This window comes from Rhodanobacter sp. B2A1Ga4 (genome assembly GCF_018101315.1).
Lineage (GTDB): Bacteria > Pseudomonadota > Gammaproteobacteria > Xanthomonadales > Rhodanobacteraceae > Rhodanobacter > Rhodanobacter thiooxydans_A.
In genome coordinates, this window is record NZ_JADBJR010000002.1 from 36,908 (window position 1) to 51,382 (window position 14,475).

Below are 14,475 nucleotides of genomic sequence, written 5' to 3' on the forward strand. Positions count from 1 at the left end.
CTGACCGGACGGGCGTGCGCTGTCACGCCGCGAGCGGGCGCGGCGCCAGTGCCCGCTCGATCAACGCCCAGCCGGCGCCCGGCAGGTGCGCACCCTCGCTGAGGATACGGCGGAAGCCGCGTGCGCCCGGCTCGCCCTGGTACAGGCCCAGCAGGTGCCGGCTGATGTGCTTCAGCGCGGTGCCGCGCGCCAGCTCGGCCTCGACGTAGGGCCGCAGGTGCTGCAGCACGCTTTCGCGGGTGGGCAGCGGCTCGCCGTGCAGCGCATGCTCGACCTGAGCCAGCAGGTACGGATCGTGGTACGCCGCGCGCCCCAGCATCACCCCGTCCAGCTGCGCCAGGTGCGCCTGCACCTGCGCCACCGTGGTGATGCCGCCGTTGATCACCACCACCAGTGCGGGAAACTCGCGCTTGAGCCGATAGACCCGCTCGTAGTCCAGCGGCGGCACCTCGCGGTTCTCCTTCGGCGACAGGCCCTTGAGCCAGGCCTTGCGCGCGTGCACCACCAGCACCTCGACGCCCGCTTCCAGCATCAGCCCGGTGAAGTGCTGCAGGTCGGCGTAGTCGTCCTGGTCGTCCACACCAATGCGGCATTTCACCGTCACCGGAATGCCGACCGCATCGCGCATCGCCTTCACGCAGTCGGCCACCAGTGCCGGCTCGTACATCAGGCAGGCACCGAAGCGACCGGACTGCACCCGATCCGACGGACAGCCCACGTTGAGGTTGATCTCGTCATAGCCCGCCTCGGCGCCGAAGCGTGCCGCCTGCGCCAGCTCGTGCGGATCGCTGCCACCGAGCTGCAGCGCCAGCGGATGTTCCTGCTGGCTGTGCTCGAGCAGGCGCAGCTGCCTGCCACGCACCAGCGCGGCACTGGTCACCATCTCGGTGTACAGCCGCGCCCGCAGCGACAACAGCCGGTGGAAGTAGCGGCAATGGCGATCGGTCCAGTCCATCATGGGGGCGACGGACACTTGGTAGCCTGACGTGTTCAATGGGTTGCCCGATAGTATCCAAACGTTGCGCCCGACCCGGCGCAACGCCAGGCCATGCATTCTCGCATCCACTCGTACCCGCCAGTAACGCCAGGCCGGCATGGCGAGTGTCCTCGCGCCTGCGCCGCGAGCAAAGGTTCACGCCACGACGCAGGCTCGGGACCGCACTCGGCACAGTCACGGAACGATGCCACCGGCTGTTGACAAGCCGCCTTCCTGCCAACCGCATCACAAAAGCACACGGTTCTCGCGGCAAATTACCACGCGCTAACCAAATTTTGATGCCGTCAAAAGTCGGTTTGCTAGACTGCACAACACCAGTGATGTCCACGCGCGATCATCTCGGGCCAGTACTGCCCGGCCTTGGTTCCTGCAAGCAAGGCTGACCTGATCGGCGTGTCGACGGACGGTTCCGACCTGGTTCGGCCGTCCAGGCAGTTTCGGCATTTTCACTGGCATCCCAACGGTAGCCTCACTGCCGTCCCCCTTGCCTCGGCGTACGGGGAGGGCGGCCGTTGCATGGACGATCTTCACGGTGCCCGGACGAGCACGACCTGGCCCGACTCCGCGAGCTTTTCCACGGTGCCGTCGCCATGTCGTGGCACCCCCGTGTCACAACCACTACTCCCAATACGGGTAAAGGATCGCCCACACACGAGACCTCTCATCGATGGCCCACCTAGCAACTGCTGCAAAGACCCTGCTGGCTCCGCTCGCCGTATCCCTGGCCCTCTACGCCGCATCGGCACCCCTCGCGCCGACCGCCCACGCCCAGGCGGCGACGCTCAAGACGCCCATCTACGGCGTCACCCTGGACGACCTGTCCAACCTCAACGCCATCATCACCTCGCTGACCAAGCTGCCGTACAAGCCCACGGTGCGCGTGGTGTTCGACCCCGGCACGTCTGCCGCCGAGTACTACCCTGCCCTGGTCAAGCTGCACACGGTGGCCTACGTGATGGGCGAGATCATGGACTCGTACTACTTCCCCACCGACATCAACACCTACACCGCACGCACCAAGGAGCTGGTCTACGGCCTGAACGGTACGGTCGATGTGTGGGAGATCGCCAACGAGATCAACGGCGAATGGCTGCGCCAGAACCCGAATGGCAGCAACGCCACGGTGAACGCGCAGGAAACCGCGATCGGGCAGATGGTCGCCGCCGCCAACTCGATCGTGAAGGGCGTCGGCGGCAAGACCGCCATCACGCTTTACTACAACGACGACAGCAAGGGCACCAATTGCTGGGCGAAGCCGCAGGACTACTGGAAGACCTGGCCCACCACCTTCCTGTCCTCCACCGTCCGGCTGAATACCGATTACGCGTTCTTCAGCTACTACCCGTACCAGGACTGCCCCGGGCTGTCGCCATCCTGGGAGACCGATTTCAGCGCGCTGGTGAACATCTTCCCGAACGCCAAGGTCGGCTTCGGCGAGATCGGCACGTCGAGCCTCAGTGCACCCACCTCGGTGCAGACGAACCTGATCAAGACCTACTACCCGATGGTCAACACCATCAAGAACCCGAAGTTCGTCGGCGGTACCTTCTGGTGGAACTACGCCGAGCAGATGGTGCCGTACACCAAGGCGTACTGGACCACGTTGCACGATACGATCGCCCCGCTGAAGGTGCCGCAGTAAAGCGGCCACCGTGCCGGAGCGCCCACCTCGCGTGAACGGCTCGCCAAAAGGAACGCCTCCATCCGGAGGCGTTCCTTATTTTGCGCCGTCCTGGCGCCGCAGCACCTGTGCCACCCCGGGCAGGTAACGCAGTCCGAAGAAGACGCTGTCGCCCCCGCACGGCGCCCGCTGTGCCAGGGCCACGCCGGCCTCGGCGGCAGGCAGTGCCGTGGCGGTGAAGGCGCTGTCCTTGCCGGTCTGGCGGAAAATTTCGTAGACGACGCCCTGTGCATGCGGCTCCTTGCAGTGGCCCACCGCGCCGAGATACAGCTCGCGCTCCCCCGCGGCGAGGCGTCCGGTGCCCGCGCCATCCTGCACCCAGACATGCACGCCGCTGCGCTGGACATCGGCCAGCAGCTCGGCATAGCGCGACGGTGCCATGTTGCCCGCGAAGAATGAGGTCACGTAGACCGGCCGCGGCGCGACGCCGTCCAGCTCGCGCTGTTCCGCGGCAAGATGATCCTGCAGTTGCCTGCGCACCGCAGGATCGCGCCAGCGCCGGTCGTCGATCTCGAGCGGCAGATACCAGCCGGCAATCGCTGCACTTCCCAGGTCGCCGACCCAGCGCCGGGCGACCTCGGCGTTGCCGCGCGAGAGCGTGCGCAGGTACGCATCCAGCGCCGCCGGCGATGCTTCCTGGCGCTGGAAAAACGCGGGGTCGCTGTCCAGCCCCAGCACGATGTGCAGGCCGGCAGCGTGCGCCTCGCGCACCCGCTGCAGCAACCAGGCGTGTCCGGCCGGGTCGCCGAACGCATCGCCGTAACGGGTCCACTGCACCACCAGCGTGTCGAAGCCGCGCGCGCGCACTTGCGCGAACACGGACGGCCACTGTGCCTGCGCGATCTCGCGATCGCGCAGCTGGGGCTGGTAGAAGATCGCCGTGGCGGCCTCGGCCCGCAGCGTCGAGAGCAGCAGCGCCAGCCCCGCAAGCCAGCACAACGCAGGCTTCACCACTGCGTCCTCGCGATCAGGAACACCGCGTTGTTCTCGCGCAGGTAGCTGGTGAAGGCGTGCTGTCCTTCCACCGCGATGCTGAAGCGATGCGGGTAGGCGTCGTAGCGGGTTTCGCCGTACCACAGGTTCCACTGCACGCCGACGCCGGCGCGGGTGTCGCGCGCGTAGCCCGCGCCGTGCGCGCGGTCGATGCCGGTGTACTGCACATGGACATAAGGTTCGACGGTCTGGCCGTCGACCAGTTTGCGGTGCCAGCCCAGCTGGTAGTCCGCAGTGAACACGGTCTGCCTGGCGCGCAGGTAACGGGCGATATCGACATAGAAGTTCTGGGTGAGCCAGCCCGATCCGGTCACATGCCAATCGTCGCTGAGCCGCGGGCTGAAGGACCACGATCCGCTGGCGCGCAGCATGGTGTCGTTATGGGTATCGCGGCTGTTGCCGGCGGGCGTCTGCTGCTCGATCGACAACACCACGTTCTGCGTGACCAGCGGCTTCCAGTGCAGTCCCACGCCGAGCATCGGCGAATGCACCGGCCACACCGAGCCGGCGGCACCGCTGCCGGCGAAGACGCGCGCGTAGGCCGCCAGCGTATTGGCGTCGCCGCCGGTGAGATGCGGGTCGAAGCGGTATTGCGCCTCGAGCTGCAGGTAGCTGCGATAGGAGACGCCCGGCGCCGCCGCGTTGGCCGCCGAGGACACGGTGTCGCCCAGGGTCATGTCCGCGTTGAAGCGCCACTTGCGGCCGAGATCCTCGTGCAGGCGACGCAGGCTGTAGCGCTGCTGCTCCGTGTCTTCCCGCTCCGTGCCGTCGTTCCCGGCGTCGCTGGCAACGGCGGGACCGAGCTGGTCGATCGCCTGCGCCGCATAGGCCTGCGCCTGTGCGTCGTCGCCCAGCTGCTGGTGCACGTACAGCAACTGCCGGGTCAATCCGGGATCGTCGGGATTGGCCCGGTGCGCGCGCTCGAACTGCGCCACCGCTTCGTCCGGCGCACCCGCCTGCAGATAGGCGTAGCCCAACGAGGCGGCCAGCCGGCTGTCGTCGGGTGCCAGCGCACTGGCACGTTGCAGCGAAAGCAGCGCCTGCTGCGCTTCGCCCGCCCGGCTTTGCAGGGCCGCCAGGCGCGCGTAGTAACGCGGATCGGCGTGCATCGCCACGGCATTTTCCAGATCGACCCGGGCCAGCGCCGGGTCGCCCGGCTCGTCGGCCTGCGCGCGCAGCCACCAGTAGTTGTGGTCCTGCCGGCCGCCCCGCACCGCATACGTATCCAGCCAGGAACGCGCGACGGCCGGGTCGTCGACGGTGAGCGCGGTGGTCGCGGCGGCCAGCAGATCGGCCGGCTGCATGTGCGCCGCCGGCACCGAACGCCAGGCTTGCAGGGCCGTGGCATAGTCCTGCGCGCTGTAGGCCTGATAAGCCAGCGCGCGGGTGATGTCGCTGCCTGGCTGGCGTCGGCGGGCCTCGGCGTAGGCGTACTCGGCGAGGCCGGGCCGGTCGTTGCCGTAGCAATCGCCGAGTTGCCGCCACAGTCCGGCCGGGTAGTCCGGCGAGAGGTCGGCCATCACCTGGCGGATCCCGTCGCAGTCGCGCAGGGCGCCCAGGATCGGAACCTGCGCCACGCGCAGCGGCACGCTTTCCAGCGGCTGCCGCAGGCGCGTGCGATCGTCCGGCGAAAACAGCGTCGGCTGCTCGCTGGCCAGCACCGCCAGGCGGGACAGCAGAGCTGCCCGGCCCGGATTACCGGCGAACGGATATGCACCCAGCAACAAATGCTTCGCCTCGCCGCGTGCACCGGCCTCGATCAGGCGATAGCTGAGCGGATCGAGCAGGCGGTAGCCCTCCGGCTGCGCGATCAGTGCTTCGGCCTGTTGCCCGGCCTCGGCATGGCGGCCTTGCTGCAGAGCCAGGCTGAAACGCTCTTCGTGGAGGCTTCCGCCGGGCAATCGCGACAGCATGCGTTGCGCCGTCGTGCTGTCGCCGCGCGCCATCGCCAGCGGCACCGAAAGCCGCGCCTGCAGCACCGCGTTGGCGGGGTGGCGCGTGGCATAGCGAAACAGCAACCCCGGCCGGTCTCGCGCCACCGACGCGAGCAGGTCCAGCCACTGTCGCTCATCCTTTTCGCTGGTGAATGCGGGCTGGCGGGCGGCCATGTAGGCGGCCAGCCGCTTGCGGTCGCCGCGCTGGTCGAGGGCCGCGGCCATGGCCAGATCCTGCGCCGGCGCATCCAGCCCGCCGCGCGCTTGCAGCTGGCGCGCCGCATCCAGCTCGCCGAGCTGAAGCAGCAGGTTGAACCACTGGCCGCGCTCGTCGGCACTGAGCTTGTCGCTCGTCTCGAGTTCGGCCAGCTGCGCGACAGCGCGCTGACGATCACCGAGGTAGATCGCGCGCTGCACCAGTGCATGGCGCAAGGCGCGGCCTTCGGGGCTGCGCGCGAAATCCCGGGCATCGAGCTCCGCCTGCGCCCTGGCAAGATCGCCCACCTGCAGGTCGTCGAAGCCACGCTGGGCGCGGCATGTCGGCCGGTTGTCGCGAGCGCAGTCGACCGCCGCTGCCGTGGCAACAGGTGCGGCGACACGCAGCCGCGGGTCATCCGGCGTATAGCGGCGTTGTTCGTCCAGCACCTGGCTCGCCTGCACCGCATGACCGAAATGCCGGTAGGCCCCGGCCAGGTCCAGTGCCGTGTCGATATCCTGCGGCGCCAGCGTCCGCGCACGCTCGAACTCCGCCACCGCGGTGCGCTCGTCGCCGCTACGCATGGCCGCGTAGCCGGCCTGTCGATGCGGGTACACCAGGAACTGCCGGTAGCGGCTGCCGCCGGCGGCCGGCTCCTGTCCCGCCGCGTGGAGTGGCCACGCCGGCGCCAGCGCGAACAGCGCCAGCGCGCAGTGGATGGGCCATGGCCGTTTCATGCTGCCTCCTCCGCTGGCGCCAGCGAGCGCACCGGCATGGCGGCCTCCAGGTCGAGCAGCAGGTCGATGTCCGGCTGCAATGTCGCCTGGAGGGCCAGCATGCGATCCAGCGTTTCCTGATTGATCACGCCCTGTTCGACCAGGAACTTCCCCAGCGGCTGCGGGCTGCGCGCGTGGCTGAGCAGCAGCGACCTGAAGGCCACCGCATCCAGGTGCCCCTGTGCCACCAGGATTTCGCCCAGCATGACCTGGCGCGACACGTAGCTGTCCCATAACGATGTCACGCGGTCGCCACGGATCCGCCCGCTGCGCGTCGCGTCGTCGAGCAGACGGTACGGGTCGCGCTCGTGGCGGCACGCGTGCGCGTACCGGCAACGCAGCCCGACCGCGACCTGGCCCTTGTGCGCAATCACGTAACGCACCGGCCGGTCGAGCTGGCGTGCGATCGCCGCCAGCGACACCGGGTCGATGTAGGACTCGCTGGCGAGAACCAGCGTGCGGCCTTCGTGGCGCAACGGCAACACGGCGTAGTGCAATGCCAGGCACGCTGGCAGCACATCCAGCAATGCGCGCGACAACCCGGCGAAGTCCACCGATTCGCAACCGACGCCAATCTGCTCGGCGATCGAGCAGGCCAGTTGTGCGGCGGTGATCCGGGATTCGTGGACCATCGAGCTGCCCAGTTGCAGGCCGTCGATGCGGTGCAGTTCCGCCTCGCGCAATTCCTGCGCCGAGACCACGCCGTTCGCGACCAGTATCTCGCCGAGCGAGCGTTTGGCACGGTTCTCGCCGCCGATGCTGGGGAAGTCGTGGGTGGTCTTGTCCCAGGCCACGCGCCGCGGGTCGCCACACTTGATGATCTGCCGGATCGCGCGCCAGTTGGCCAGGAAATTGATCAGGTTGCCCCACAGCAGTCGCGGTATCGACAACAGCCCCTGCTTCACGCCGTAATAGCCGGACACGAAGATGATCCGCTGCAGCATGCGGTTGCCCATCAACGCGATGTTCGCCGTGAGAACGAGATCGAACCACGGCTGCCCCTCGAAGATCGACACGAAGCGCGGCGCCTCGGTCCACACCTGCTGCAGCAGCCAGAGCATGACCAGCTGCAGCAGGATCAGCATCGCGGCGAAACTGACGAAGTTGCTGATCGCGCCCTTGCGGTCGCGCCACAGGAAATAATTGAGCACCCAGCCGTGCCCCCAGCCGTGGGTGCGGTAGCCCTGGTAGACGATGCCGATGATCCAGCGCGACTTCTGCCGCACCGCCGTCGCCAGGCGGTCGGGAAAATATTCGCGCACGCAGATCACGTTGGACTCGCGCCAGCTCTGGCCAAGAAGGCTCTCGCCGGCGTCATGCCGCTGGTAGCGCAGCACCGGGAAGCGCACGAAGATCTCCTCCATGCCCTTGGCCTTCAGGCGCAGGCCGATGTCGTAATCCTCGGTCAGGCTCTGCACGTCGAACGCGATGCCATTGCCCGCCTCGATCAGCGTGAGCACGGCGCGCCGACTGAAGCAGGTGCCGACGCCGGCGCTGGGCACCTGCCCGGCCAGCGCCTCGCGCATGGGCACGTCCTTGCCGTGCAGCTCGGCGAACTCGTCCAGGTAATGCAGGCTGGTGAAGTTGTTCCACTGCCGCGCAAACGGGTAGACCGGCAGCTGGATCAGGTCCTTGCGGTCGACCAGGTAGTTGAACAGCCGCAGCTCGTGCGCGCACACGACGTCCTCGGCATCGTGCAGGATGAAGCCCTCGAACGTCATGCGGGCGCGCCGTTCGAACTGCAGGATGGCGTCCAGCACGTTGTTGAGGCAGTCGGCCTTGCTGGTCGGCCCCGGCCGCGCGCACACCACCTTGTGCACGTTGGGAAAGCGCGCACACACCTCGTCGACATCGCGCTGGGTATCGGGATCGTTCGGATAGGTGCCGACGAAGATGTGGTAGTTCTCGTAGTCCAGCGTGGTCGCCGCCAGCTCGGCCATGTGGCCGATCACGCCGGTTTCATTCCAGGCCGGCACCATGATCGCCAGCGGTTTTTCCGCCGGACGGTACAGCTCGTGATAGTTGGTGTGCTCGTGCCGCTGGTAGACCACCATTGACTTCCACAACCGACGCAGCCAGTAGGCGATGTCGATGAACAGGTCGTCCAGGCCGCTGACCAGCATCAGCAGGGCGATCGCGATGACGGCCACGCTCAGGCCGTAGAGATAGGTCGAGAATGCATCCAGCCACCACATGCCGCACCTCCATTGCTAGACCGCGGTGCGCAGGTGTTCGCCGCACGCCAGCGCGTTCTGCAGCACATCGACGATCCGGATGCTGGCCTGGCCATCACCGAATGGATTGCCTGCGCGCGCCATCGACTGGTACGCGGCCGGGTCGGACCAAAGCGCCTCGATCTGCCTCGTGATGGACTCGCGCTTTGTACCGGCCAGCCGGGCACAGCCAGTCTCGACCGCTTCCGGCCGCTCGGTTTCGGTACGCAGCACCAGCAGCGGCACGCCGAAGGTGGGCGCCTCTTCCTGCAGGCCGCCGGAGTCGGTCAGCACCAGCCAGGAGTCGACCAGCGCCTGCTGCATGTCCAGGTAGTCGAACGGCAGGCTCAGGTGCACGTTGGCCAGCCCGCCGAGGATGGCGTGCACGGGCTGGCCCACCACCGGGTTGAGGTGCACCGGGAACAGCACCTGCAGCTCCGGGTGGCGATTCGCGACATCGGCGATCGCATGGCAGATCTCGCGCAGGTCGCTGCCCCAGTTCTCGCGGCGATGGGCGGTGACCAGCAGGTGGCCGCGCCCCTCCACCCGGCGCTGTATCCGGTGGTGCCGCACCACCCAGTGCTGCGCGTCGATCACGGTATTGCCGGTGACGAAGACATGCTCGTGCGGGATCGCCTCTGCGCGCAGCGCCTGCGCCGCACGCTCGGTCGGTGCGAAATGGAACCGGGTGATCCGGCTGACCATCTGGCGCAGGCCTTCCTCGGGGAACGGCCGCTCCAGGTCATAGGTGCGCAGGCCCGCCTCGACGTGCGCGACCGGAACGCGGTGGTGGAAGCCGCACAGCGCGCCGAGGAAGGTGCTCTCGGTATCGCCCTGCACCACCACCAGCGACCAGGACCCGTCCGACATCACGCTGTCGAGCAGGCCGCGGCAGCGCACGCTGAACTCGTGCAGCCCGTCGCCGACACGATCGAGCGAAATGTCGGGAACGATGCCGAAGCAGGCAAGCATCTGACGCGCCATCTCGTCGTGCTGCCCGGTATGCAACCAGTGCGGCCGCACCCAGTCGCTGGCGCGCATGCAGTGATACAGCGGTGCCAGCTTGATGATCTCCGGGCGTGTGCCACAGACAATCAGTGCATCCTGCATGTGCTTTCTCCCCCACAGGACGGCAACACGGTCCTGCTACGCGGGCATCCTGCCCATGTCCCCACTATCGCGAAAAGCCGACCGCAAGCGCCTCAATGGGCGGGGGGAGTGCCTGCGATCGAGCCCGTATCGGCGGTCACGAGTACCGCCTTGTTGTTCAATATTGCGAACTGCAAGTTAAATCAACGAAAATTTTCGATGAATTCTCCTTGTTGTGTCCTTGACATGATGTGTGATTTATAATAGCCAAGCCAGCCAAGCTGGCGATCGGCTGCAAGCAAGCTTGCCAACGGAGGGCAAGGCGTCCCTTTCACGGGACAGGGGCCTGGGCATTCGGGATGTGTATTGCACTTCCAGCAGCGCGCTGACTGCGCGCCTGCCCAACCACCGCGTGAGAGGAACTCCCATGACCAAGTCAACGCTTGTCGGGCTGTCGACTTTCAAGTCCGTCATCATCAGTGCGGCACTGCTGTTCGCTGCGGCATCCAGTCCGATGACCGTCGCCACGCCGGCGACGGCCGTGCGCACCACCGGCGACCGCATGCTTCCCGCGCCACCGCCCCCCCCGCGCGCGGCGCTGCCGGAGAAGAAGTCGACCGTCGTCTCCCCGACGACGACCCGTCTGCTGGCACCGGCACTGCTGCAGGCGGTGAACCAGTACGCCGGCGCGCCCGGCGCGAACCCGAACCAGAACACGCTGGTGTTGTACGACAGCTCCGGCCAGTGGGGCTGGCTGGGTGAAGCCTACGGCGTGATGGCCGGAAACCTGGTCACCCACGGCAGCAAGTACACCCTGCATCCGGCGGCGGCTTACGTCGCGGGCGAGCTCGGCGGCTATACCGGCCTGGTCTACGTCGGCTCGACCTACGACGAGCCGCTGCCGACCGCATTGCTGGACGACGTGCTGGCGACCAGCAAACCGGTGCTGTGGATGAACGACAACATCTGGCAACTGGCCGCCCGTGCAAGCAACTTCGCCGGGCAGTACGGCTTCACGCCGATGTTCTTCGACTTCAGCAATGCGCTGGCGGTGACCTACAAGGGGGTCGCGCTGCAGCGCAATGCGCTGGCGGTGCCCACTGGCCTGCTGCAGACGGCGATCAACGACCCCACCAGGGCGCAGGTACTCGCCACGGCCAGCAACGACGTCGGCGGCACCATCAACTGGGCCACCCGCGGCGCCAACCTGACCTACATTGGCGAGATTCCCTTCAGCTACACGGGGCCGAACGACCGCTACCTCGCGGCCGTCGACCTGATCGGCAAGGTGTCCAACCCGTCCATGCCGTCGCGCAAGCGCGCGCTGGTGCGCATCGAGGACGTCAGCGCGGACGCCGACCCGACCGAATTGCGCGCGATCGCCGACTATCTGTACAAAAAGCACGTGCCTTTCAGCGTGGCGGTGATCCCGTTCTACAAGGATCCGAACGGGGTATACAACAACGGCGTGCCGGTCAGCACACACCTCTACCAGGCCAGCGGCGTGGTCCAGGCACTGCGCTACATGCAGTCGAGGGGCGGCACACTGCTGATGCACGGATATACGCACCAGTACTCGAATGTCGACAATCCCTACAGTGGCGTAACCGCTGACGATTTCGAGTTCTACCGCGCGCACATCAGCACCGACAACTACGTCATCTACGACACGCCGGTGGCCGAAGACTCCGCACTGTGGGCGCAGGGGCGCATCGCAAGCAGCCAGCAGGAATTCGCCAAGGCGGGTTTCACCGTGCCGAACATCTTCGAGCCGCCGCACTACGCGGCCTCGGCGATCGACTACCAGGTATTCCAGCCCGCGTTCACCGCACGCTACGACCGCGGCCTGTATGCGGCCGGCTGGTGCCCGAACGGGGCCTGCGGAACCGGCACCCCGGACTACACCCGGATCTACGGCGAGTTCTATCCCTACCTGGTGCGCGACATCTACGGCTCGGTGGTGATCCCGGAGCAGCTCGGCAACGTCGAACTGACCGAGTTCAACCACAACCCGCCGCGCTACCCGGCCGACATCCTCTACAGCGCCAACTGCAACACCGTGATCCAGGATGGCGTGCAGAGCTTCTTCTTCCACCCGTACCTGAGCATCAGCTACCTGAAGCAGATCGTCGAAGGCCTACAGGCGATGGGCTACACCTTCGTGCCCGCGAACACCGTCAAGCAGGGCTGACGACGCAGGACTGCTGGGCCGCCGATGGAACGGCGGCCCAGCGGCGGGGCGTGTCTCGAACACACCCCCGCATCGCAACCAGGGGCGTGCCACCGGCACAATATCGCGCACCCCGAAGCCGGCTATCCCGGCCAGTCGCTACCGGCGATGCACCGCATGGATGCGGCAATTTGCCCTGCCGATCACGCCAGGATGCGGGCGCGGGCGCAGCCACTCGCGTATCCTAGGCGCCTGTCGCCGCGCCCATCCCGGCGCTCGCAAGGCACCGTGGCCACGGCCGCCCTCCCCGCGAGTCCCCATCTCCGGCCAGCCGGATGGCATGGCGTGCGACTTCCCCGACGGCGCAACAAGGCGAGACGACCGACCATGGTGGCAATGGCAACCGAGCACGTGATCGACGTGCAGCACTGGAACGACAACCTGTTCTCCTTCCGCACCACGCGCGACCCGGGTTTCCGCTTCGACAGCGGCCAGTTCGTGATGATCGGGCTGGAAACGGACGGCCGTCCGCTGCTGCGCGCGTACTCGATCGCCAGCGCCAGCTGGGAGGAACACCTGGAGTTCTTCTCGATCAAGGTGTCGAACGGTCCGCTCACCTCGCGTCTGCAGCACCTGCAGCCCGGCGACCCGCTGATCGTCACGCGCAAGCCCACCGGCACGCTGGTGCTGACCGACCTCAAGCCCGGCAGGCACCTGTACCTGCTCGGCACCGGCACCGGGCTGGCGCCTTTCATGAGCATCATCCGCGACCCGGACACCTACCAGCGCTTCGACCGGATCGTGCTGGCCCACGGCGTGCGTCGGGTCGAAGACCTCGCCTACGCGCACTACCTGGAGCACGAGCTGCCGCAGCATGAGTACCTGGGCGAACTCGTGCGCGAGAAGCTGATCTACTACCCCACGGTGACGCGCGAGCCGTTCCGCAACCGCGGCCGCATCACCGACGCCATCGCCGACGGCGTGATGAGCCAGGCCACCGGCCTGCCGCCACTGAACGCGGCCACCGACCGCGTGATGCTGTGCGGCAGTCCGGCGATGCTGGACGACCTCAGCGCCCTGCTCGACGGCCGCGGCTTCCAGGTTTCGCCGCGCACGCGCGAGCCGGGCGACTACGTGGTCGAGCGGGCCTTCGTGGAGAAGTAGGCGCCAGCCGCGCTCAGCCGCGCATGCGTCCCCTGCCCTCGTTGTCCCAGTAGCCGAAGACCCGCCGCGCCACCAACTTGTACAGCCGCTTGCCGCTGGCGCGCCACAGCCGCGAAGGCAGCGCCGGCGTGGCCAGCATCGTGCGCTGACGCGCGCTCAGCGCTGACTCGCAATACGTGCGCTTGTGCTTGAGCAGATGGCGCAGGTCCTCGCGTGCCAGCAGGCGGAACAGGCGGCCGCGACGACCGCGGGTCCAGGCGATCTGGAAATCCACCAGCGCGGGACGGCCGTCCACACACACCAGCCAGTTCGGTTCCTTGGCCAGGTCGTTGTGCACGATGCCGCGCTGATGCAGCCGTGCCAGCAGGCGCAATGCGTCGCGGTAGTAGTCGCGGTCGCGTGGCCGCGCCTGCTGCATCGGAATGCCGGCGATGTAGCTGCGCAGCAATTCGCGCCCGTCCCAGCCCAGCAGTACCGGCACGCCATCGATCCCCGCCAGCCGCTGCAACGCACGGGCTTCGCGTGCCGCCGCGCGGTGGGCCGCCAGCCATGCCCACCAGCGCGCGGCGCGGACGTCACGGCGAATCACCCGCACGCCAGCGCGTTCGATGATCTCGATGCGGCCGAGCTCGTCGGCCTTGAGCAGGAGAGGAGGGGCTGCGTCCACGGAAATTCCGGCAGGCACGGGCGGCACGCGGTTGCATGTCATAGTGCCTCAATCGATCATGGGTTGTGCGACCGGCATGCCCGTCGCGTGTCCCAATGATGGAACCTGCCCGATGGATATTGCGCTGTACGTACTCGCCGCCCTGCTGATCGCCGGTGGCCTGGCTGGCGCCGTGCTGCCGGCGCTGCCCGGCATCCCGATGCTGTTCGGCGGCATCTGGCTGGCCGCGGCGGTGGACGGCTACCGGCATTTGGGCCTGTGGTGGCTGTTGATCATCGGCGCGCTGGGCACGCTCGGGGTAATCGTCGACTTCGTCGCCAGCACGCTGGGTGCGAAGCGCGTCGGTGCCAGCAAGATGGCCCTGTGGGGTGCGTCGCTGGGCACCCTGCTGGGCATGTTCTTCGGCATCCCCGGCCTGCTGTTCGGGCCGTTCCTGGGTGCGCTGGCCGGCGAGCTCGCCTCCGGCACCAGCGTGCTGCGCTCGACCCACGTCGGCATCGGCACCTGGCTGGGCCTGCTGTTTGGCACCCTGGTGAAACTGGTGCTCTCGTTCGTGATGGTCGGGCTGTTCGGGCTGGCGATGCTGTTCGGCTGA

Annotated in this window: 10 protein-coding genes; 4 read left to right on the top strand and 6 right to left on the bottom strand. The window is 67.4% G+C overall.

The genetic code is table 11. The annotated features are described in order from the left end of the window. Window positions 1–22: 22 nt before the first annotated feature. The gene (gene dusA, locus IMW82_RS08810) at window positions 23–994 is read right to left on the bottom strand and encodes a tRNA dihydrouridine(20/20a) synthase DusA (protein WP_211200178.1); all 972 of its coding nucleotides are present in this window, start codon (window positions 992–994) and stop codon (window positions 23–25) included. A 670-nt stretch (window positions 995–1,664) separates the two neighbouring features. Between dusA and IMW82_RS08815 the strand changes: the two genes are divergently transcribed. After that, complete coding sequence (locus tag IMW82_RS08815; protein WP_199909790.1) at window positions 1,665–2,639, top strand: hypothetical protein; 975 nt, start codon at window positions 1,665–1,667, stop codon at window positions 2,637–2,639. A 75-nt stretch (window positions 2,640–2,714) separates the two neighbouring features. On the opposite strand, the gene IMW82_RS08820 is transcribed toward IMW82_RS08815, so the two are convergent. The 4 genes from IMW82_RS08820 to wecB are packed head-to-tail and all read right to left on the bottom strand — an operon-like array spanning window position 2,715 to window position 9,900. Continuing rightward, a complete protein-coding gene (locus IMW82_RS08820; protein ID WP_159082143.1) occupies window positions 2,715–3,629 on the bottom strand; it encodes a DUF4434 domain-containing protein in 915 nt (304 codons plus the stop codon). Then, entirely contained in the window at window positions 3,626–6,538 is a 2,913-nt protein-coding gene (locus tag IMW82_RS08825) for a tetratricopeptide repeat protein (RefSeq protein ID WP_108470367.1), read from the bottom strand. The genes IMW82_RS08820 and IMW82_RS08825 overlap by 4 nt, the downstream gene beginning before the upstream one ends. Continuing rightward, a complete protein-coding gene (locus tag IMW82_RS08830) occupies window positions 6,535–8,772 on the bottom strand; it encodes a glycosyl transferase family protein (RefSeq protein ID WP_108470366.1) in 2,238 nt (745 codons plus the stop codon). Before IMW82_RS08830 ends, IMW82_RS08825 begins: the two co-directional genes overlap by 4 nt. Window positions 8,773–8,787: 15 nt before the next feature. Further along, window positions 8,788–9,900 (bottom strand): UDP-N-acetylglucosamine 2-epimerase (non-hydrolyzing), encoded by a 1,113-nt coding sequence (gene wecB, locus IMW82_RS08835; RefSeq protein ID WP_108470365.1) that lies wholly within the window; start codon window positions 9,898–9,900, stop codon window positions 8,788–8,790. A gap of 406 nt (window positions 9,901–10,306) precedes the next feature. Here wecB and IMW82_RS08840 point away from each other — a divergent pair, with 406 nt between their 5' ends. Together IMW82_RS08840 and IMW82_RS08845 are read left to right on the top strand one after the other, a co-directional pair. Then, on the top strand, window positions 10,307–12,070 hold the full coding sequence (locus IMW82_RS08840) for a polysaccharide deacetylase family protein (protein ID WP_211004335.1): 1,764 nt from the start codon (window positions 10,307–10,309) through the stop codon (window positions 12,068–12,070). 366 nt (window positions 12,071–12,436) lie between these two features. Further along, window positions 12,437–13,213, top strand: a complete 777-nt coding sequence (locus IMW82_RS08845; protein WP_108470364.1) for a ferredoxin--NADP reductase — start codon at window positions 12,437–12,439, stop codon at window positions 13,211–13,213. A gap of 13 nt (window positions 13,214–13,226) precedes the next feature. On the opposite strand, the gene IMW82_RS08850 is transcribed toward IMW82_RS08845, so the two are convergent. Next, entirely contained in the window at window positions 13,227–13,880 is a 654-nt protein-coding gene (locus IMW82_RS08850; protein ID WP_234411244.1) for a serine/threonine protein kinase, read from the bottom strand. Between the two features lie 112 nt (window positions 13,881–13,992). On the opposite strand from IMW82_RS08850, the gene IMW82_RS08855 reads away from it, so the two are divergent. Continuing rightward, window positions 13,993–14,475 (top strand): DUF456 family protein, encoded by a 483-nt coding sequence (locus IMW82_RS08855; RefSeq protein WP_108470362.1) that lies wholly within the window; start codon window positions 13,993–13,995, stop codon window positions 14,473–14,475.

What these genes read in the sequence shown, in the direction of transcription:
- IMW82_RS08855 (WP_108470362.1), top strand. Translation starts at nt 13,993, where the DNA reads ATGGATATTGCGCTGTACGTACTCGCCGCCCTGCTGATCGCCGGTGGC.
- IMW82_RS08825 (WP_108470367.1), bottom strand. Translation starts at nt 6,538, where the DNA reads ATGAAACGGCCATGGCCCATCCACTGCGCGCTGGCGCTGTTCGCGCTG.
- IMW82_RS08840 (WP_211004335.1), top strand. Translation starts at nt 10,307, where the DNA reads ATGACCAAGTCAACGCTTGTCGGGCTGTCGACTTTCAAGTCCGTCATC.
- IMW82_RS08815 (WP_199909790.1), top strand. Translation starts at nt 1,665, where the DNA reads ATGGCCCACCTAGCAACTGCTGCAAAGACCCTGCTGGCTCCGCTCGCC.
- wecB (WP_108470365.1), bottom strand. Translation starts at nt 9,900, where the DNA reads ATGCAGGATGCACTGATTGTCTGTGGCACACGCCCGGAGATCATCAAG.
- IMW82_RS08845 (WP_108470364.1), top strand. Translation starts at nt 12,437, where the DNA reads ATGGTGGCAATGGCAACCGAGCACGTGATCGACGTGCAGCACTGGAAC.
- IMW82_RS08830 (WP_108470366.1), bottom strand. Translation starts at nt 8,772, where the DNA reads ATGTGGTGGCTGGATGCATTCTCGACCTATCTCTACGGCCTGAGCGTG.